The 18,849-nt window shown below is 70.3% G+C and carries 23 protein-coding genes; 14 read left to right on the top strand and 9 right to left on the bottom strand.

Annotated features, from left to right (window positions below):
* Positions 1–36: 36 nt before the first annotated feature.
* Entirely contained in the window at positions 37–447 is a 411-nt protein-coding gene (locus tag BKA15_RS24095; RefSeq protein ID WP_179755106.1) for a VOC family protein, read from the top strand.
* A 428-nt stretch (positions 448–875) separates the two neighbouring features.
* Here the strand turns inward: BKA15_RS24095 and BKA15_RS24100 are convergent, their stop codons facing one another.
* Complete coding sequence (locus BKA15_RS24100; protein WP_179755108.1) at positions 876–1,397, bottom strand: nitroreductase family protein; 522 nt, start codon at positions 1,395–1,397, stop codon at positions 876–878.
* A 55-nt stretch (positions 1,398–1,452) separates the two neighbouring features.
* On the opposite strand from BKA15_RS24100, the gene BKA15_RS24105 reads away from it, so the two are divergent.
* From BKA15_RS24105 to BKA15_RS24115, 3 genes are read left to right on the top strand one after another with little or no spacing between them, the layout of a single operon-like run.
* On the top strand, positions 1,453–2,343 hold the full coding sequence (locus BKA15_RS24105; protein ID WP_179755110.1) for a transglutaminase-like domain-containing protein: 891 nt from the start codon (positions 1,453–1,455) through the stop codon (positions 2,341–2,343).
* Positions 2,344–2,402: 59 nt separating this feature from the next.
* Positions 2,403–2,951 (top strand): hypothetical protein, encoded by a 549-nt coding sequence (locus tag BKA15_RS24110; RefSeq protein WP_179755112.1) that lies wholly within the window; start codon positions 2,403–2,405, stop codon positions 2,949–2,951.
* 10 nt (positions 2,952–2,961) lie between these two features.
* Positions 2,962–3,255, top strand: coding sequence for a MazG nucleotide pyrophosphohydrolase domain-containing protein (locus tag BKA15_RS24115; protein WP_179755114.1), 294 nt, complete (start codon positions 2,962–2,964; stop codon positions 3,253–3,255).
* A 1-nt stretch (position 3,256) separates the two neighbouring features.
* Here the strand turns inward: BKA15_RS24115 and BKA15_RS24120 are convergent, their stop codons facing one another.
* Complete coding sequence (locus BKA15_RS24120) at positions 3,257–4,021, bottom strand: helix-turn-helix transcriptional regulator (protein ID WP_179755116.1); 765 nt, start codon at positions 4,019–4,021, stop codon at positions 3,257–3,259.
* A 72-nt stretch (positions 4,022–4,093) separates the two neighbouring features.
* Between BKA15_RS24120 and BKA15_RS24125 the strand changes: the two genes are divergently transcribed.
* Entirely contained in the window at positions 4,094–5,020 is a 927-nt protein-coding gene (locus BKA15_RS24125) for a phytanoyl-CoA dioxygenase family protein (RefSeq protein ID WP_179755118.1), read from the top strand.
* Between the two features lie 13 nt (positions 5,021–5,033).
* On the opposite strand, the gene BKA15_RS24130 is transcribed toward BKA15_RS24125, so the two are convergent.
* Positions 5,034–5,693, bottom strand: a complete 660-nt coding sequence (locus BKA15_RS24130) for a DUF7691 family protein (RefSeq protein WP_179755120.1) — start codon at positions 5,691–5,693, stop codon at positions 5,034–5,036.
* A 196-nt stretch (positions 5,694–5,889) separates the two neighbouring features.
* Between BKA15_RS24130 and BKA15_RS24135 the strand changes: the two genes are divergently transcribed.
* A complete protein-coding gene (locus tag BKA15_RS24135; protein ID WP_179755122.1) occupies positions 5,890–6,327 on the top strand; it encodes a GNAT family N-acetyltransferase in 438 nt (145 codons plus the stop codon).
* Between the two features lie 128 nt (positions 6,328–6,455).
* Here BKA15_RS24135 and BKA15_RS24140 read toward each other — a convergent pair whose 3' ends face one another.
* Positions 6,456–6,806 carry a DUF2231 domain-containing protein gene (locus BKA15_RS24140; protein WP_179755124.1) on the bottom strand — a complete coding sequence of 117 codons (351 nt, stop codon included), beginning with the start codon at positions 6,804–6,806 and terminating at the stop codon, positions 6,456–6,458.
* Between the two features lie 104 nt (positions 6,807–6,910).
* On the opposite strand from BKA15_RS24140, the gene BKA15_RS24145 reads away from it, so the two are divergent.
* The gene (locus BKA15_RS24145) at positions 6,911–7,930 is read left to right on the top strand and encodes a YjiK family protein (protein WP_179755126.1); all 1,020 of its coding nucleotides are present in this window, start codon (positions 6,911–6,913) and stop codon (positions 7,928–7,930) included.
* Between the two features lie 7 nt (positions 7,931–7,937).
* On the opposite strand, the gene BKA15_RS24150 is transcribed toward BKA15_RS24145, so the two are convergent.
* The 3 genes from BKA15_RS24150 to BKA15_RS24160 all read right to left on the bottom strand — a co-directional run bounded on the left by BKA15_RS24150 (position 7,938) and on the right by BKA15_RS24160 (position 10,480).
* Complete coding sequence (locus BKA15_RS24150) at positions 7,938–8,372, bottom strand: hypothetical protein (protein WP_179755128.1); 435 nt, start codon at positions 8,370–8,372, stop codon at positions 7,938–7,940.
* A 432-nt stretch (positions 8,373–8,804) separates the two neighbouring features.
* A complete protein-coding gene (serC, locus tag BKA15_RS24155) occupies positions 8,805–9,926 on the bottom strand; it encodes a phosphoserine transaminase (RefSeq protein WP_179755130.1) in 1,122 nt (373 codons plus the stop codon).
* A complete protein-coding gene (locus tag BKA15_RS24160; protein WP_179755132.1) occupies positions 9,923–10,480 on the bottom strand; it encodes a hypothetical protein in 558 nt (185 codons plus the stop codon). The genes serC and BKA15_RS24160 overlap by 4 nt, the downstream gene beginning before the upstream one ends.
* 37 nt (positions 10,481–10,517) lie before the next feature.
* Between BKA15_RS24160 and pdxH the strand changes: the two genes are divergently transcribed.
* A complete protein-coding gene (gene pdxH, locus BKA15_RS24165) occupies positions 10,518–11,180 on the top strand; it encodes a pyridoxamine 5'-phosphate oxidase (protein WP_312879252.1) in 663 nt (220 codons plus the stop codon).
* Between the two features lie 160 nt (positions 11,181–11,340).
* Here the strand turns inward: pdxH and BKA15_RS24170 are convergent, their stop codons facing one another.
* Positions 11,341–11,973 (bottom strand): acVLRF1 family peptidyl-tRNA hydrolase, encoded by a 633-nt coding sequence (locus BKA15_RS24170; protein WP_179755136.1) that lies wholly within the window; start codon positions 11,971–11,973, stop codon positions 11,341–11,343.
* Positions 11,974–12,520: 547 nt separating this feature from the next.
* A complete protein-coding gene (locus BKA15_RS24175; protein WP_179755138.1) occupies positions 12,521–13,330 on the bottom strand; it encodes a DeoR/GlpR family DNA-binding transcription regulator in 810 nt (269 codons plus the stop codon).
* A gap of 75 nt (positions 13,331–13,405) precedes the next feature.
* On the opposite strand from BKA15_RS24175, the gene BKA15_RS24180 reads away from it, so the two are divergent.
* The 6 genes from BKA15_RS24180 to BKA15_RS24205 all read left to right on the top strand — a co-directional run bounded on the left by BKA15_RS24180 (position 13,406) and on the right by BKA15_RS24205 (position 18,844).
* Positions 13,406–14,290 (top strand): SIS domain-containing protein, encoded by an 885-nt coding sequence (locus tag BKA15_RS24180; protein WP_179755140.1) that lies wholly within the window; start codon positions 13,406–13,408, stop codon positions 14,288–14,290.
* Positions 14,290–15,225 (top strand): ROK family protein, encoded by a 936-nt coding sequence (locus BKA15_RS24185; RefSeq protein ID WP_179755142.1) that lies wholly within the window; start codon positions 14,290–14,292, stop codon positions 15,223–15,225. Before BKA15_RS24180 ends, BKA15_RS24185 begins: the two co-directional genes overlap by 1 nt.
* Positions 15,218–16,354: an N-acetylglucosamine-6-phosphate deacetylase gene (gene nagA / locus BKA15_RS24190; protein ID WP_179755144.1), complete on the top strand. Its 1,137-nt coding sequence runs from the start codon at positions 15,218–15,220 to the stop codon at positions 16,352–16,354. Before BKA15_RS24185 ends, nagA begins: the two co-directional genes overlap by 8 nt.
* A complete protein-coding gene (locus tag BKA15_RS24195; RefSeq protein WP_179755146.1) occupies positions 16,351–17,184 on the top strand; it encodes a class II fructose-bisphosphate aldolase in 834 nt (277 codons plus the stop codon). The genes nagA and BKA15_RS24195 overlap by 4 nt, the downstream gene beginning before the upstream one ends.
* Before the next feature lie 158 nt (positions 17,185–17,342).
* Positions 17,343–18,041, top strand: a complete 699-nt coding sequence (locus tag BKA15_RS24200) for an iron-dependent transcriptional repressor DtxR (protein WP_179755148.1) — start codon at positions 17,343–17,345, stop codon at positions 18,039–18,041.
* On the top strand, positions 18,041–18,844 hold the full coding sequence (locus BKA15_RS24205) for a methyltransferase domain-containing protein (protein WP_218872329.1): 804 nt from the start codon (positions 18,041–18,043) through the stop codon (positions 18,842–18,844). Before BKA15_RS24200 ends, BKA15_RS24205 begins: the two co-directional genes overlap by 1 nt.
* Positions 18,845–18,849 lie beyond the last annotated feature (5 nt).

Raw genomic sequence — 18,849 nt, forward strand, 5'->3', positions numbered from 1 at the left:
CGCTGAGTCCGGTGCCCGTGCCGAGTCTCACCGGACATGACCACGACAACCGAGACTGACCGGCCCCAGGTGGGCATGTATTCCTTCGTCTCCACGAATCCGGCCCGGCTGGCCCGGTTCTGGGCCGAGCTGATGCGGCTGCCGGTCGCCGACGGCGCGACCGACGACTTCGTGATGCTCGACTTCGACCACGAGTTCGGCCTGACCTGGCTCTTCGAGCGCGTCGACCAGGCCCCGGCGGCGGTCGCGCCCATCTCGCTCGACCTCGGCACCGAGTCCGGCACCGGCTGGGCCGAACTCGCCGAGCGCGCGGTGTCGCTGGGCGCCGAACGGGTCGCCGACCGCGAGGTCGACGGCGTCCGCTGGATCGAACTTCGCGATCCGGACGGGAACCGGTTCAGGGTGTTCGGACCGCGGCCGGAGGTCCGGGAGTCGACCACGCTCTGATCCGATGTCGTGATTCCTCTTCGCACCGACCGGTTAAGCGCTTGATTGATCGTTCGGGGCCCGTCAGAAGAGAAATCGCGTCAGCGTCGGGCGGTGCTGGCCAGGATGAGACCGGGTCGAGCGTGATCCGCTGCGTGGCGGGCGGCACGATCGCGGTCAGGGCCGGTTGCGCCAATGCGGCCGGCTCAACCTCGTAGGCGTCACAGGCAACTGGTCGGAGTTGGCGACGTGCCGGACCAGGATCAGGGCGTACTCGTCGTTGTGGCAGGCCTGGGCCGTGATCCTGCGGCGGCGAAGCAGCGTCGTCCAGCCGGTCGCCGGTCCAGCCCGGCCAGGTCAGCGGGGGAACGAACGGCAGATCCTCGTCGAGACCAAGATCATCGCCGGCCTGCCGCCAGCCGGCCTGGATCAGCTCGGCGGTCTGCGTGTCAGTCCGGCCAGGCGCCGACCAGGCGCAGCAGGTCGGCGGTGGGGCGGCGGCCGACGGGAATCGCGGAGCGACCGCGCGGTGCGGGCCGGGGTCGGCCCAGGGCGATCGCATGGTGGGCGGACCAGCCCGGTTCGGCGCCGACCAGCCGGGCCGCGCGGTCAGCGTTGGCCTCCGGATAGAGGCTGACCACGCAGCTGCCCAGGCCGGCCTCGTCCGCGGCGATCGTGATGGACTGCGCGACCCGACCAAGATCGAAGGCGGTGTCCCGGCGCTCCGCGGTAGGACTGAGCAGCACCAGAACGGCCGGAGCGTCCCGGAGCAGGGCGGCGTAGTCGCCGAGTCGTGAGAGCTGATCTTGAACTGCCGAATCCCGTACCGCTGCGAAGCGCCACGGCTGGCCGTTCCGCGCCGAGCCGGTCCAGCGAGCCCGGTCGATCAGTTGCCGGATCGTCGGGAACGGGACCAGGTCCGGCTCGAAGGTGCGGACGGCGCGAGGGGTGTAAGCGGGGCGTTCTCCCATCGCCGTAGTGTGCCCTGCCGCCGAGCTTCCGCTTCAAGTGCGGCATGCTCGGCCGATGAGGTTCGAGCGTCACTCGCGCTATTCCGATCCGGGCCGGTACGCCCGCCTGTTGGGTGCGGTCCGGCCGGAGCTTCCCGAGGTCTGCGCGGTCGCGCGCAATGTCATCGCGCACTACCGCTACGCGCGAGTTCCGTTGCCGGAATCGACCAACGGCGACATCAACGCCCGCTGGCTCAGCCGCATCCTGGAGCTTGATCAGGCACGGCACCCGACGCCGTTGACCGAACCCCGTGCCGAGGCCGAGCGGGTTCAGGGTTGTTGTCGGGACCAGGTGCTGCTCGCCGTGGGCATCCTTCGTGAGCACGGCATCCGGGGCAGGTGTCGGGTCGGATTCGCGGACTACCTGCGAGCCGGGGCCCGGGTTGATCATGTGGTCGGCGAGGCCTGGATCGACGGGCGCTGGCTCCGCTTCGATCCGTGGCTCGCGAGTCCGAGGGGAGTGATCGAGGATCCGCATGATCTTCCGCCGGGGGCCTTTCTGACCGCGGCGGCTGCCTGGAACGATCATCGACGCAACGGCACAGACATTGATGATCTTGGTGTCCGGATCGGCCCGATCAGGTACACCGGACCGCCGTTCGTGCTCTCGTACCTGATCATGGACGTGGCGCACCGCTTCGGCGACGAGTTGTTGCTCTGGGACAACTGGGGCGTCATGCCGTTACCCGGGCAGTGGGTCGACACCGCACTGGGCGACCGGCTGGCCGCCCTCGTCCTGCGTGCGGACGCGGGCGACGAAGCGGCTGAGCAGGAGTTGGCCGCCATCCACAGCTCCGATGCCAGGGTCAGGCCGGGAGCGGTGGTGCTGCAACTCTCGCCTCGTGGGGAGCCGCCGCGGCCGGTGGCTGTCGGAATTTCTCCTCACCCGAGGGGGTCAACCGCTTAACCTCCGGGGTAGCGCTCCGACTGAGGCGGTTTCCCGACAACGAGGGCTATCCTGCTGCGATGTCTCTTCCCGGCACCGAGGCGGTACGGCCGAGGACGGCCCCGACCATGATCATCGCTGCGGTGCTGGCGCCGCTCGGCGGTCTGGCCTGCAGCGTGATCAGCTATCTGATGGCGATGGCAGCGGTCGACGCGCTCCCGCTGCGGACGCTGTTCAACGGGCCGATCCCGCTGCAGGGCTTCCGGCCCCTCGGGCTGGTGGCCGCCCTGATCGGGCTGATCGTGATCGCCGTCCTGGTGGCGTTGATCGTCTGGCTGGTGGCCCGCGCGGCGTCGCCACGGTACGGGTTCGCGGCGGTGCTGTTCGGTGGCTGGATGGCGGTGATCCTCGGCGGCTGGCTGGCCGCGCTGGTCACGGCGCCGCTGGTGGCGATGGACATCCGGTTCCCGCCCGACATGATCGGCCAGATGGTGCTGCAGCGGATCGGGGCGGGCGGCGGCTGGGGCCTCTACTGGGGCTGGCTGACCGGGCTCGCGGCGGCGGTGGTGTTTCTGATCACCAACCGGGGCGGGCGAGGTGGACCGGTGCCGGGACAGCCGACCCCGTAGGCTCGCAGGCATGGAGTTGCGCGAACTGTCCGATGCCGTCGAGACCCGGTCGGAGTCGTACGCCCGGCATTTCAAGATCGAACGGACTCCGGACTGGCTGATGCTGAAGCTCAACGAGGAGGTCGGGGAGCTGACGCGCGCCTATCTCATGCGCAGCGGCCAATCCCGCGACCACGGCCTGGACGCCGCCGACGTCGACGACCTGCTCGGCGAGGAGATGGCCGACGTGTTCGCACACATCCTGCTGCTGGCCCGGCAGTACGACGTCGACATCGAGGCCGAGGTCAAGAAGAAGTGGCTCTGAGCTAGTGTCGGAGCTGCCGCGGCGAGGCGCCCAACCTGGCCCGGCAGAACTTGTTGAACGTCTGCAGGTCGCCGATCCCGATGCTCGCCGCGACCGACCCGATCGACTGCGTCGTATCCCGGAGCAGGTGCTCCACCTGGTCCGCCCGGCGCTGACGGACATAGCCGGCGACACCGATCCCGAATCCGGCCCGGAACAGCCGATTCAAATGACTGGCCGACACGTGCGCCGCGCCGGCCACCCGCTCGACGGTGATCCGCCGAGCCAGATTCTCCTCGATGTAGGCCACCGCGGCCGCGACCGCCGGATGATCGGGACCCGCGCCGGGATCGGGCCCGGCCGGGCCGGTCGCCGCCCGCCACAGCAGCGACCATAGCTCGGCCGACTTCCGGGCGGCCGGGGCGACGATGATCGCGGTGAGCCGGGCCCGGACCGAGGCGGCTTCGTCGCCGAGGTCCTGCATGACCGGCGCCGACACGGCCCGGCCGCGGCGGGGCAGCCGGAGATGGGCGTACACGTGCTCCGACGGTCCCCGGTACCGGAACTCCATCGGCGCCCCGGCCGGGATGATGCTGAGGGCTCCCGGCCGGATCGGGTACGCGACGCCGGCCACGACGACCTCCGCCTGGTAGTCGTACAGATGGATCGAATGGAGCTCCGGCAACAGCCACTGCTCGACCCGTTCGCGCAGGCCGTGCCGACCGACCCCGATGCCGACCACCTCGGGCGGAGCGTCGAGCCGGAGCGAGACGTTGCCAGGGGACATGATCGGTTTCTACCACCAGCCGATCGGTCTTGACCACGACCGCGTCGGCGAAGATTCGTAATGTCACAAGACATGAGAGCAGCGATCAGCCGCAACGATGATCAACTTGGCAACGCCCGGATGCGCGCCGGCAACCACGGGAGCCTGACCGAGGACCAGGTCCTCCGGTACGACACCGAGGGCTATCTGGTGCTCGACGGGTTGCTCGACGACGCCGACATGGCTCCGGTCCGGTCCGCGCTGACCGAGAAGGTGGACCGGATCGCGGCCGACCTGCTGGCCGCCGGCAAGATCGACGACCCGCTGACCGAGGTCGGCTTCCCGTACCGGCTGGCCCGGCTGTTCGACGGCCTCACCGGCGACGACTTCCTCGAGTACGGGCGCAGTTGGCGGGACCGGATCGCCGGCTATCACACGCTGATGAGCAACCCGAAGATCCTCGACGCGGTGGAGAGCCTGATCGGTCCCGAGATCTTCGCCAACCCGGTCTACAACGTCCGGCCCAAGGTGCCGCGGATCGCCGCCGGCGCGGTGCCCTGGCACCAGGACAAGTCGTACTGGCCGGACGCCAACTCCAACCCGGTGATCACGGTCTGGATCTCGTTCGTCGACGCGACTCTGGAGAACGGCTGCCTGCACGTCTACCCGCGGACCCAGCGGCACCGGGTGATGACCTACGAGGCCGAGCAGCAGTCCGGCACCGGCTACCTCACCCTCGGCGCCGGCGAACTCGACCTGGAGCCGAGCCGCGTCGTCGCCCTGCCGGTCCGGGCCGGGACGGCGATCCTGTTCAACGACCGGCTGGTGCACAGCTCGACGCCGAACGACTCCGATCACGTCCGGTGGAGCGTCGACCTGCGCTATCAGCCGACCGATCAGGACCCGATGCCGCAGCACGGCGCGGGCTTCCTGGCTCGGAGTCGACGGCACCCGGAGCGGGTCGCCACCCAGGAGGACTGGCTCGCCGAGCGGCCCGAGCGCACTCACCCCGTGCCCTGAGCCTGTCGAAGGGTCAGCGAACGACCCAGAACCCGATCAGGTCGGGCGTCGGCCGGCCGACCTGCTGGGCGACGCCGGCCCAGTGCACGAAGCCGTCCAGCCAGCTGACCAGCCCGGAGATCAACTCCTGCTGCTCCGGCGTCTTGATCTCCGGCATCGCCGAGCGGTACGCGGACGCCATCCCGAGCGCCTTCGGGTACGGGTGGTAGCCGACCACCAGGCCCTGCACCGGCACCAGATTGACGCTGGTCGGAGAGTTGAGCAGGTGCCGCAGCCCGACCGCGGCGGACACCCCGCCACGGGCCAGCGCGAAGTCGAGGTCGTCCAGCGATCGGGAGGTCAGTTCGAGCTTGGTGGCACCCCAGGCCGAACCCGCGACCAAGATCTCCAGCAGCCGCCAGGTCGCGCCGACCCGATCCGGCGGGATGTACGCGCCGCCGAGCAGGGCGTCCAGGTCGGCCGGCAGCGGCTGGGTCGGTGAGAGCACCGGGGCCGAGGTGTCCCGCCGGAAGATCGGCCCGAGCCGGGACAACAGGCCGCCGGACGGCGCGGCCGGGGCCGGCTCCAGGGCTCGCTGCGCCACCTCGCGCAGCCGGGCCGCCTGGTCGGGACGGGCGCCGAACATGCCGCGGACCTCATCGATCCCGATCGCGTACAGCCGAAGCTCTCCCATGGCAGAACCGTAATGGAGCCGCCGCGAGCGTCGCCAGAGTCGGCACGGCTCACCGGCCTGTGGATTTTCGATCGGCCGGTCCGGCGAGCGAGGATGGACCGGTGACCCCGCGGACCAGGCGCGCCATCGTCTCCGGCGTGCTGATCGGACTCCTAGCCGTGATCGTGATCGCCGCCCTCTGGCAGCAGCTCGGCTGATGTTCTCCGCGATCCCCGTTGCGGCCGAGCTCACGTACCCCCTCAGACGCCAGGTCCTCGGGCGCGGGCCGACTCCGGCGGAGCTGGACTGCGCGCTGACCGACTGGGGGCACTACGGCGTGATCATCGACGGTGGCGTCGCGGCCGTCGGGGTCACGCATCCGCGGGCTCTGCCGGTCCCGGCCGGCCGGCCCGTGCCCGGCTCGTGGCGGATCATCGGGATGGCCGTCGACCAAGGATTTCGACGGCGAGGCCTCGGGACCGTGGTGCTGACGGCACTACTGGCCCACGTGCGCAGCCACAGCGGGAGGCGCGTCTGGTGTCAGGCCCGGGTCGGCGCCGCCGAGTTCTACAGGCGGCACGGCTTCGACCAGGTGGCGGCCCAGCGCGATGACCGTATCGCCGGGCCACAACTCCTGATGAGCCTGCTGCTCTGACTCGTCAGGGAGCGAGGTCAGCCCCACACGGCCACCGAGCCGGAGTGGCCGGCGCGGATCACCTGGACCGTCGCGCCGACGCCGGCGACCACCGAGAGCGCCATGCCGACCCAGGTGGCGATCCGTTGCTAGGGCTTCGGGGCGGTGTCGGACCGGTCGATCAGGAACTGCAGCACTGTCACGACGGCCGCGCCGACGAGCAGCAGCACCACCCAGAGCAGCAGCCCGCCGGCGATCTCCATGTGACTGGTCATCTCCGAGGTCGGGCGCGGGAAGGACTCGTACAGGGCGACGCCGGCCTGCTGGGCCACGAACGTCGACCCGGCGGCTACCAGCGCGAAGGCGGTCGTCAGCCAGCCGTAGCGGCGGCGGACCCAGACCGACACCGCGCCGGCGATCGCGCCGAGTGCCGACAACGGGACGAAGACGACGACCGCGTGCACGACCAGGGGGTGCAGCGGCATCCCGTCGATTTCCATGGTTGAAGCGTAAAGAGTGGACGGGCGCTGGGCCAGCACTCGGTGGGCGTGGCAGGATCACGTACTCTCTGTGGGCGGATGATTGCCGGAACGGAGGACAACGGATGATGCGGACGGCCGGGCGCGTCCTGGTGTCGGCGCTGATCCTGCTGCCGCTCTCCGCCGGGCTGTGGGCGGCGACGCCGCGCTCGGCCACGGCCGACGACAAGGTGGCGTTCACGATCAGCGACGAGCGGATCGACGAGTCGTCCGGGCTGGCGACCGACTTCGACAACGAGCGCTACTGGACCGTCAACGACTCCGGCGACGAGGGCCGCGCCTTCGCGCTCGACCAGGACGGCGAGGTCACCGGCACGCTGTCCTTCCGCGCGGAGCCGATCGACATCGAGGCGGTGGCGTTCCATGACGGCCGGCTCTACCTGGCCGACATCGGCGACAACGACGCCGAGCGCGAGTTCGTCACCGTCTACTACTTCGACGATGCCGAACCGAGTTCCGATTCGCGTTCGTACCGGTCGTACGACTTCGAGTACCCGGACGGCCCGCGGGACGCCGAGGCGCTGTTCGTCGACGACGACGGCCGGCTCTACATCGTCAGCAAGGAGTCCGACGGCGGCATCTATGCGGCGCCGGAGAACCCGTCCCGGCAGGGGGTCAACGAGCTGGAACGGGTCGCCGACGCGCCGGCCTTCGTCACCGACGCGGTCTCGCTGCCGGACGGTCAGGGGGTGGCCCTGCGGACGTACGTCTCGGTCGAGATCTACGACAACGATGATCATGAACAGATCGCCCGGGCGCCGCTGCCGTTCCAGCGTCAGGGCGAGTCGATCACGGTCTCGCTGGACGGCGAGAGCCTGCTGGTCGGCAGCGAGGGCAAGGATTCCGAGGTTCTTCAGGTCGCCATTCCGGACGAGGTGAAGAAGGCCTCGGAGGGTTCGAGCACGCCGCCGAAGAAGGAGTCGAAGACGCCGAAGCCGTCGTCGAGCGCACCGGCGTCCGAACCGTCCGAGACCTCTCCGCCCACGGCCGGGCCGAGCCGGGTCGGCACCATGTTCTCGCTCGGCGCGGCAGCCGTGGTCGCCCTGATCGCAGGCCTGGTCGTCGCCCTGCTCAAGGGCCGCTGAGCGTCCGTCACTCGTGCGCGATGGCGCGGCCGTTGAGCTCCCGGACCCGCCAGCCGCCTGACGGATCGGGATCGACGACGAGCACCAGTCTCACGTCGAACGACGGAGTCGGGTCGAGTTCGGCCGCGGTGACGACCCCGACCGCTCCCTCGACCTGAACCCGTCGAACGCGTACCCCGTCAGGCAGCTCGGAGAGCTTCCGGAACGCTGCGTCGGCACGAAGATCGTCCATGCAGCCGTTGAGCCGACCGCCGCTGTTCACGACGCTGAAGCAGGCCCCTCGGACCTCGCCGCGGGCGCCCGCTCGGACGAACGCATCAGCCTGTTGCAGTGCGGGATCATCGTTCCGCGGGCGCAGCATGATCACGAGCACGATGATCAGGAGCAGCGTGAGCAGCCCGCAGCCGGACAGCAGGAGGGTTCGCCGCCTGGATCGACTCAACGTTCGTCCCATCCGATCCGGTACTGCAATTCGCCGGTCACCGGGTGTCGTACCGTCCTGATTCCGGTCCAGCAAAGCCCGGTGCGACTCCAAGCGCTCGCGATCGACGGAACCCAGCTGCCGTAGACGTAGTTTCCGGTATTGCATTCGGCACTGGCCCGGAATTCGCTGATCCCCGGACCGCCACATCCCCGCACCCAGGCACGCCGGTTGCTGTCCTCGAGCCGATGCTCCATGCACCCTTTGAAATCAGTTCGCGGACTGATCGGCGGGCCGTCAGGTTGGGCGGACGCTGATCCGGCCGTCAGACCGGCCAAGGCCCAAATCGCATCAGCATCCATACGCAGACGCGCTTCGACATCCTTGTCACCTCCGCAGTGCGACACTGATTCCGGCCGCCAGTCTAATTCCGACGAAGCATCCGGCGGAAGATCAGTCGGCGACACGCTCCAGGATCCAGTCGATGCAGCGGCAGAGCCGGCTGACGTCGTCCGGGTCGACGTTCGGGTACATCCCGACCCGAAGCTGGTTCCGGCCCAGTTTCCGGTACGGCTCCGTGTCGACGACCCCGTTCTCGCGCAGCACGGCGGCGATCCGGGCCGCGTCGACGCCGGTGAAGTCGATCGTGCCGACGACGGGTGACCGCTGGGCGTGATCGGCGACGAACGGGGTGGCGACCGGCGACGCCTCCGCCCAGTCGTAGAGCCGGGTCGAGGACTCGGCGGTCCGGGCCGCGGCGAACGGCAGGCCGCCATGATCATTGAGCCAGCGCAGCTGGTCGGCGAGCATGATCAACGTCGCGATCGCCGGGGTGTTCAGGGTCTGGTCCTTGGCCGAGTTGTCGATCGCGGTGGCGAGGCTCAGGCTCTCCGGGATCCACCGGTCCGTCGCGGCGATCTCGGCCGCCCGGTCCAGCGCGGCCGGGGACAGCAGGGCCAGCCAGAGGCCGCCGTCGGAGCCGAAGGTCTTCTGCGGCGCGAAGTAGTACACGTCGGACTCGGCGACGTCGACCTGGACGCCGCCCGCCGCCGACGTACCGTCGATGATCATGAGGGCGTCCTCGTCGGCGCCCTGGACCCTCGCCACCGGCGCGATCGCACCGGTCGAGGTCTCGTTGTGCGCCCAGGCGTAGCTGTCCACGCCCGGCACCGCGGCCGGGACCACGATCGAGCCAGGTTCCGCGAACAAGACCGCCGGATCCTCCAGGTGCGGGGCCGCAGCGGCCGCCGCCGCGAACTTCGCCGAGAACTCGCCGAAGCTGCCGTGGGCGCTGCGGCGCCGGATCAGGGACGCGATGGCGAGGTCCCAGAACAGCGTGGAGCCGCCGTTGCCGAGCACCACCTGATAGCCGTCCGGCAGCGCGAACAGCGTGGCCAGGCCTTCCTTGACCTCGGCGACCAGCCGGCGGATCGGGGCCTGCCGGTGCGAGGTGCCGAGGAGGTCGGCGCGGTCCACGGCCAGCGCCTTGATCGACTCCGGCCGGATCTTCGCCGGGCCGGAGCCGAACCTGCCGTCGGCGGGCAGCAGGTCGGCGGGGATCTTGAGCTCGGTCACGTCCGGTCATTCTTCCATCCGGCCGGCAGCAGGCCGAAATGGCTCAGCACCCGCTCCGCGACCCGATGCGGCGAGAGCTTGTCGGTGTCGATCACGGCCTCGTCCAGATCCGCCTCGGCGAGTTGCCGGGTGAGCTCGAGATGCCGTTCCAGATGCCAGGTCAGGGCATCACTCTGGGACGCCGAGTAGCGGCCGTGCAGCCGTAGCTCCGTGGTCTCCGGTGAGGCGATCAGCCGCACCGGCCGCACCTCCAGCCCGAGCGCGTCCCGGTAGCGATCATGGACCCTCTGGTCGGAGATCACGCCGCTGATCACCAGCCGGCGCGGCCCGACCCGCCGGTAGTTGGACCAGACGAAGGCCATGTTCTCGGCCTCGATGATCTTGTTCCCGTGATCGAAGTCGGCCACCGGCCAGGACCGGTGGAACCAGTCGACGTCCATCAGGCTGAACGGCTGCTCGGTCCGGAACAGCAGGTCGCCGATGTGGTCCAGGGTGGACGACTTGCCGACGCCGTACGAGCCGTTGAGGAAGATCGCGTACTCCGAAGCGGCCATCCCGCGAGCCTATCGGCGGCAGTGCGAGACTGGGGCGGTGGCCGACACTCCGAGCAACACAGACCTCGCCGCCGAGCGGGTGGACTACACCGGTGATCATCTTCTGGAGTCCGCCGCCCCGCCGAACCCGTACCCGCTGTTCGAGGCGTGGCTCGCGGATGCCTTTGCCGCCAAGGAATCCGGCGTGCTGCCGGAGCCGACCGCGATGGTCGTCGGTACGGTCAGCGAGGGCCGGCCGCGGTCCCGGACCCTGCTGCTCAAGGAGGCCGACCCGGACGGCTTCGTCTTCTACACCAACTACGACTCGGCGAAGGGGCGCGAGCTGGCCGACCAGCCCGCCGTATCGCTGCTCTTCGGCTGGTATCCGCTGCACCGCCAGGTCCGCGTCGAGGGTACGGCGGCGCCGGTGCCGCGGGCCGAGTCGGAGGCCTACTTCGCGACCAGGCCGCGCGGCTCCCAGCTCGGCGCCTGGGCGTCGGCGCAGTCCAGCCGGGTGACCTTCGAGGAGCTGCACGCCTCGTACCGGAAGGCGGAGCAGCGGTTCGCCGACCGCGACGTGCCCTGCCCGCCGCACTGGGGTGGCTACCGGGTGATCCCGACCATGATCGAATTCTGGCAGGGCCAGCCGAGCCGGATGCATGATCGACTCCGCTACGACCGCGTCGGCAGCGCCTGGACGCTCACCCGGCTGGCTCCCTGACCCGCCACGACTTCCCCACACTTCTTGGCTCTTTACCAGGGAAGTTTCTCGCGTAAACAGCCGGTTTTTCACGTAACGTGAAAAACTTGAGGCCAGTGTGACCAGTGGTGGTACCTGCGGCCGACGGGCGACGGCGTGCTGCGCGGCCGGCGGCAGGGGATCAGGCCAGGTCGTTCAGGCCGATCTCGACGGCGGTGAACTGGCGCGGCAGATCCTGCAGGACGGCGAGCTTCGGGTCCGGCACCGGGTAGAGCCGGGGCATGATCAACGGGCGCAGTGGCGCCAGTCGATGATCATCGAGGACGGCGTCGACGCCGGCCCGGTCGCCGCCGGTGGCGACGGTGTCCAGTCGGCCGACCTCCGGGATCAACAGCCGGTCGGCATGGTCGGCGACATCGCCGTAGAGGGCGGTCGCCTGGTTGTCCCGGCGCCGGGCGAACCGCTGCTGCGACCAGCCGCCGGCCTTGGTCTTGCCTTGTACGTAACGGGATCCGACCTTCGAGACGATCAAGGTCGGTCCGGCGAACACACCGACCGCGTAGCCGCTGCGGCGGACCAGCAGCGCACCCACCCGGCGTTCGGCGGCGACATGAGTGAGCAGGGTGGCCAGCGGGTCGCCGTCCGGCGGCAGCGGCGGGAAGTGCGGCGTGATCGCGGCGACCGCCCCGTCGTCTGAGGTGATCATGATCTTGTCGGCGTCCCGGTCGGCCCGGAACTCGCCGTGCCGCCGCCGGAAGCCGTCCAGCCAGGCCGGCAGTCGTACGCCGGGAATGGTCACCGTCCTGCTGATCATGGCGAGATTCCATCAGGAAAAGGGCGAACCCGCGAGCGGGCGTCGTCGACCGATCTCAGTGCGTCGGCTGATCGACGGCCAGGAGGACAAGCCCTGGCGCTCGCGGGTCCGGGTGTCGGCCTTTGGATTAGCCGGTCGTCGACCGACAGTCCAGAAGGACCGGGTCAGCGACTAGCTGGCCGCCACCTCACGAGTCCCAAAAGAATTCATTCTTCGGACCACCTCCTTTCACGTGTGCCCCCAACCGTAGGCGGCGACGAAAAAGGCGTCAACGGATTTCACTCGCAGCGATCCGGACGGCCCCGACCGCCCGCACTGCACCGCCCCGGCCGGGTCGGTTGGGCCTGGCCGTCCATGCGGATCTGCGACCGTTCCACCTGTTCGCGACCGGTGCAACGGTCGCGGATGCGTGGAGCGGTCGCGGGTGTGGCGGGGTGGTTGTCAGGGCGGCTGGTTCCAGTCCGTCCGGATTCGCGACCGTTTCGCTTGTTCGCGACCGGTGCAACGGTCGCGGATGCGTGGAGCGGTCGCGGTTGTGGCGGGGTGGTCAGGCGAGGATGACTTCGGGACCGGCGGCACGGAGGGCGGCCACGATCTCCGGGTCGGCGTCGGCGTCGGTGAGGACGGCGTCGACCTCGTCGACCCGGCAGATCCGGCAGAAGTCGACCCGGCCTAGCTTCGCGGCGTCGGCGACGACGATGGTCCGCTTGGCCTGTTGCATCATCACCCGGTTGATCGCGGCCTCGGACTCGTCGTTGGTGGTCAGGCCGGCCTCCGGGTCGAGCCCGACCACGCCGAGGAAGCACAGGTCCGGGGTGAGCTGGCTCAGTGTCTCGCCGGCGATCGCGCCGACCAGCTCGTAACTCTGCGGCCGGGCCACGCCGCCGCAGACGACGATCTTGATGAACGGGCGCACGGTCAGCTCGGTGGCGATGTTCAGCGCGTTCGTCACGACCGTGATCCCGTGCGGCTCCATGCTGCCCGGCGCGGCCTCGCGGAGCCGGGCCGCCCGGGGCAGCGCGCGGGCCACCTCGACGGTCGTCGTACCGCCGTTCAGCGAGACCGTGCAGCCAGGCCAGAGCAGTTCGACGGCGCGCTCGGCGATCCGGGCCTTGGCCTCGCTGCGGGCGCTGGTCTTGTAGCGCAACGGGAGGTCGTAGCTGGTCGTGTTCGGGACTGCGCCACCATGAGTCCGGGCGAGCAGCTGCTGCTCGGCCAGGTAGTCGAGGTCGCGCCGGATCGTCGCGGCGGAGACCCCGAAGAAGGTGGCCGCGTCCTCGACCTCGAGTTGCCCGGCGGAGACGAGGCGTTCGAGGAGTGCCGACAACCGCTCCGCCCGGGTGAGTTCGGCTTTCATGGTGATCAGCATGATATGTTCATATCTGCACATTTGGGTACGAAACACGCACAATTACGACCAGGATGTTGTCTCATGAGCTTCCATGTCGAGGCGGAGATCGCCTCTCAACCCGACTGCTGGTCCACCGCGGTCGACCGTGCCGCCCGAGTGGCCGACCGACTGCCGAAGCCCGGTGAGCGGGTGGCCTTCATCGGCTGCGGCACCTCCTGGTTCGTCGGGCAGGTGATCGCGCACTGGCGCGAGTCCCGCGGCCTCGGCGAGAGCGACGCCTACACGGCTTCGGAGGCGCTGCTGGACCGCGGCTACGACCGGGTCGTCGCGCTGTCCCGGTCCGGCACCACGACCGAGGTGCTCGAGGTGCTGACCCGGCTGCGCGGCCGGGTGCCCACCGTCGCGGTGACCGGTGACCTGAGCACGCCGGTGGTCGATCTGGCCGACGAGATCGTCGACCTCGCGTTCGCCGACGAACAGTCGGTGGTGCAGACCCGGTTCGCCACCTCGACCCTGGCGTTGTTCCGGTCCGCGTTCGGTGATGATCTTGATCCGTTGATCGCGGCGGCCAAGGATGCGGTCGCCGCGCCGTTGCCGGAGGGCCTGTCGGAGGCGGAGCAGCTCACGTTCCTCGGCCGCGGCTGGTCGGTCGGGATCGCTCATGAGGCGGCGCTGAAGTTCCGCGAGACCTCATCCAGCTGGGCGGAGTCGTACCCGGCGATGGACTACCGGCACGGCCCGATCTCCATTGCCAACAAGGGGCGCGCGGTGTGGATGTTCGGTGAGCCGCCGGCCGGACTGGTCGACGACGTGGCCGCGACCGGCGCGACCTTCGTCGATCATGATCTTGATCCGCTGGTGGATCTGATCCTGGCCCAGCGGGTCGCGGTGGCCCGGGCGATCGGGCTCGGCGTCAACCCCGACGAGCCGCGCCACCTCAGCCGTTCGGTCGTGCTGGACGCCTAGTGGCCGATTCACCTGAGTGTGTCGTCGCCGTCGATCTCGGCGGCACTCTGACCAAGATCGGGTACGTCGGCGAGGACGGCACCGCCACCGCGGTGCGCCGCCTGGACACCTACCGGGCCGGCGGCGCGGACGGCCTGGCCGACTGGCTCGGCGACCGGATCGCCGAGGCGGCGGCCGCGGCCCCGGGACCCTGCCACGGCTTCGGGATCGCCGTCCCCGGCATCATCGACGCGGCCAGCGGCACGGTCCGGGCCGCGCCGAACGTCGGCTGGACCGAGATGCCGATCCGGGACCGGCTGCACGACCGGACCGGGCTCTCCGGCGCGGTCGGCCACGACGTCCGGGCCGGCGGCCTCGCCGAAGGGCGGCTCGGCTGCCCGGACGCGCAGAACGTGTTCTTCCTGCCGATCGGCACCGGCATCGCGGCGGCCATGATCGTCGACGGGCGGCTGCTGGAGGCCGGCGGCTACGCCGGCGAGATCGGCCACACCCGGGTCCGGGCAGCCGGCGAGACTCCGTGCGCCTGCGGCCAGATCGGCTGCCTGGAAACCGTGGCCTCGGCCGCCGGCGTGGCCCGTGGCTATGCGGCCGCCCGCGGCGTCGAGGCCGGGTCCAACCTGGATGCGCGGGCCGTCGCAGAAGCGGCCCGGGCCGGCGACCCGGACGCGCTGGCCGCGTTCGCCGTGGCGACCGACGCCCTCACCGAGTCGCTGCTGCTGAGCACCACTCTGCTCGGTTCCGAGGTGATCATCATCGGCGGCGGGCTGTCCGGCGCGGCCGACCTGTTCCTGCCCGAGGTGGAGCGCCGGATCGCCGCCACGGCGACGTTCCAGCGGGTGCCGGAGTTTCGCCTGGCCACCCTGGGTGCCGATGCCGGACTGATCGGGGCCGGCCTGCTCGGCTGGGCCGAACTGCGCGGAGTCGATCATGACTGAGACCGTGCTGCACTGCGAGCGGGTGGTGACGCCGGACGGTGTCCGTACCGACGCCTTGATCAAGATCACGGACGGAGTGATCACAGAACTCGGCCCGTCGACCGGCTCGGGCGAACGGGTCGAGGGCTGGGTGCTGCCGGGCTACGTCGACACCCATGTCCACGGCGGTGGCGGCGGAGACTACCCGACCACCGACCCGGACGAGGCGCTCAAGGCCCGGGATTTCCATGCGCGCAACGGAACCACGACGAGCTACGCCAGCCTGGTCAGCGCCGAGCCGGACCTGTTGGTCCGGCAGATCAAGACCCTGGTGCCGCTGGTGGACGCGGGCGCGTTCGCCGGCATCCACCTGGAGGGGCCGTTCCTCTCGGCGGCCAAGTGCGGCGCGCACGACCCGGCGCTGCTGACCCCGCCGACCCCGGAGTTGCTGGACCGACTGCTGAAAGCCGGAGCCGGCCGGATCGCCATGATCACGCTGGCCCCGGAACTCGATCATGGTCCGGCGGCGATCGAACGGCTGACCCGGGCCGGTGTCCGGGTGGCGTTCGGGCACAGCGATTCCGACGCACGGCTGACCGCTACGGCGATCGACGCCGGCGCCACGGTGGCGACCCACCTGTTCAACGCGATGCGGCCGATCCACCATCGCGAGCCCGGCCCGGTGCCGCGGCTGCTCGATGCTCAACGGGTCACGGTCGAACTGATCTGCGACGGGATCCACCTACACCCGGACGTGATCACGATGGCGATCGCCGCCGCCGGCCCGGACCGGGTCGCGCTGATCACCGACGCCATGTCCGCGGCCGGCCTGGCCGACGGCTCGTACGCGCTGGGCCACCTGGACGTCACCGTGGCCGGCGGCGCCGTACACCTGGTCAATCCGGACGGCAGCGCCGGCTCGATCGCCGGGTCGACCCTGACCATGGCCGGTGCGGTCGAATTCGTCGTCGGGCTCGGCGTGCCCATCCCGGAAGCCGCGCGGATGGCCGCGACCACCCCGGCCCGCGCGCACGGCCTGGACCGGGTGGGTGAACTCATGGTCGGCCGGGCCGCCGACCTCTGTGTTGTCGATGATCAAGGCCGGCTGCAGCGCGTGCTGCGGGCGGGCGATTGGCTGGAGACCGAATGACCCTGGCAACCCTGACCGAAGTCCTCGCGACGGCTGCCCAGCGCAAGCAGGCTGTCGGCGCCTTCAACGTGTTCAGCATCGAGCACGCCGAGGCCCTGGTGGCCGGAGCCGAACAGGCCGGCACCGACGTGGTGCTGCAGGTCTCCCAGAACGCCGTCCGCTACCACGGCGCGCTGCGCCCGATCGGGCTGGCCACGCTGGCCATCGCCGAGGCCGCCGCGGTCCGGGCCGTGGTGCATCTTGATCATGCGACCGAGCGGGACCTGGTCGATCAGGCCGTCGAACTCGGCTTCACCTCGGTGATGTTCGATGCGTCGGCGCTGCCGTACCAGAAGAATGTGGCGGAGACGGCGGCTGTGGTGGCCCAGTGCCGGGCCCGCGGGATCTCGGTCGAGGCCGAGTTGGGCGAGGTCGGCGGTAAGGATGGCGTGCACGCGCCGGGCGCCCGGACCCGGCCGGAGGAGGCGGTCAGCTTCGTGGCGGAGACCGGGGTCGACGCCCTCGCCGTCGCGGTCGGCTCGTCGCACGCGATGACCGAACGGACCGCGAAGCTGGACCTGGACCTGATCGCCGAACTGGCCGCCGCGGTGCCGGTGCCGCTGGTGCTGCACGGTTCGTCCGGTGTCGCTGACGACGAGATCGTCCGGGCCGTCGCGGCCGGTATGACGAAGATCAACATCGCCACCCACCTGAACGCGGTCTTCACCGACCGGGTCCGGGCCGTGCTCGGCGACAACCCGGCGATGGTGGACAGCCGGAAGTACCTCGGCCCGGCCCGCGACGCGATGGCGGCGGAAGTGGCCCGGCTGCTGACCCTGCTGGCGTCCTGATCGGACACTGTCAACGGGTCGGCGACGACTGTCGTTCCCATGTTCTACAGTTACGAACACGATCGTGCGGCCTCTCGACAGTGCAGCGCGGCAGTTGGAATCGAGGGCGCTGACGACTGCGCCGTGGAACTTTGGTTTGATCAGGGAGAATGGGCACCGTGAGCGATTTGATCGACACCACGGAGATGTATCTGCGGACCATCTTCGAGCTTGAGGAAGAGGGGATCGTGCCGCTGCGGGCCCGGATCGCCGAGCGGTTGCACCAGAGCGGGCCGACCGTCTCGCAGACCGTCGCGCGGATGGAACGGGACGGGCTGGTCAAGGTCGAGGGCGACCGCCATCTCGAGTTGTCCCCCGAAGGCCGCGACCGGGCCATGCGGGTGATGCGGAAGCACCGGCTCGCGGAACGGCTGCTGACCGACGTGATCGGCCTTGAGTGGGAGAAGGTGCACGTCGAGGCGTGCCGCTGGGAGCACGTGATCTCCACCGACGTGGAGCACCGGCTGGTCGACCTGCTGGAGGCTCCCGTCGCGTCCCCGTACGGCAATCCGATCCCGGGCCTGGAGGAACTCGGCGTCAAGGCGCCGAAGGTGGAGTTCCGGGCCGGCAACGACCAGTTGCGGGAGCTGATCGAGCGGACCGACGGCGCCGCCGCCCGGGTCGTGGTGCGACGGATCAGCGAGGAGATCCAGAAGGACATCGAGACGATGGGGACGCTGCGCGCGGCGGGCATCAAGCCCGGGGTCGAGGTGACGGTCGAAGGCGGCGGGCTCGGGGTCAAACTGTCCGCGGCCGACGCCCCGCCGTGCGAGATCTCGCTCGAGGCGTCCGCCTACCTGTTCGTCTCCCGGGTGTGATGCCGGCCCTCGTCGTGTCCGAGGACGGTCTGGACTGGCCGAGGTTTCTGGCCCAGTTCCACGCGGCTCGCCCGGGCGTCATCGAAGCCGTGCTGTCCCGGTCGCTGGCTGGTGACCACACGCCCTACCGCTGGCTGGCCCGGGCGGTTTCCGACGCCGGTACGGTGCTCGACGTCGCCTGCGGCTCCGGCCCGATGTCGCGCGAACTGCTGAGCCGGCCGCCCAGTGCCTCGAAGGTACGGACCGTGATCGGCGTCGACCTGTCCGCCGACGAACTGCGGCTGGCGGCGGAGCGCGGCCCGGGGCCGTGGGTGCGCGGCGACGCCCTGCGGCTGCCGTTCCGGGACGGGTCCGTGGACGCGGTGACCAGCTCGATGGGCCTGCTCGTGATCCGGCCGCTGAACCGGGTGCTGACCGAGATCGCCCGGGTGCTGAAACCGGGCGGCGTGCTGGCCGCCATCGCCCCCGCGCTGCGCCCGCTGTCGCCGTCCGAGATGCGGGTGCCGGCTCGCATCAACGCCCGGCTGCGCGGATCGCCCCGGTTTCCCGGCTCGGTGGAACTGGCCGGCTTCACCAAGTCGCTGCAGGGGGCCGGGATGCGCCGGGTCGAGGACGCCCGCGAGCGCTACCACTACACGGTGGCCTCCCGCGAGGACGCCGAACTGCTGCTCTCGGCGCTCTACCTGCCGAGCACGAAGCCGGCCCGGGTCGCGTCCGCGGTCGACTTCCTGGCTCACCGGCTGGCCAAGCGCGGGCCGTTCCCGATCACCATTCCGATGCGGCGGGTGGTGGCGATCAAATAGCGCGC

The organism is Microlunatus parietis (assembly GCF_013407955.1).
GTDB lineage: Bacteria > Actinomycetota > Actinomycetes > Propionibacteriales > Propionibacteriaceae > Microlunatus > Microlunatus parietis.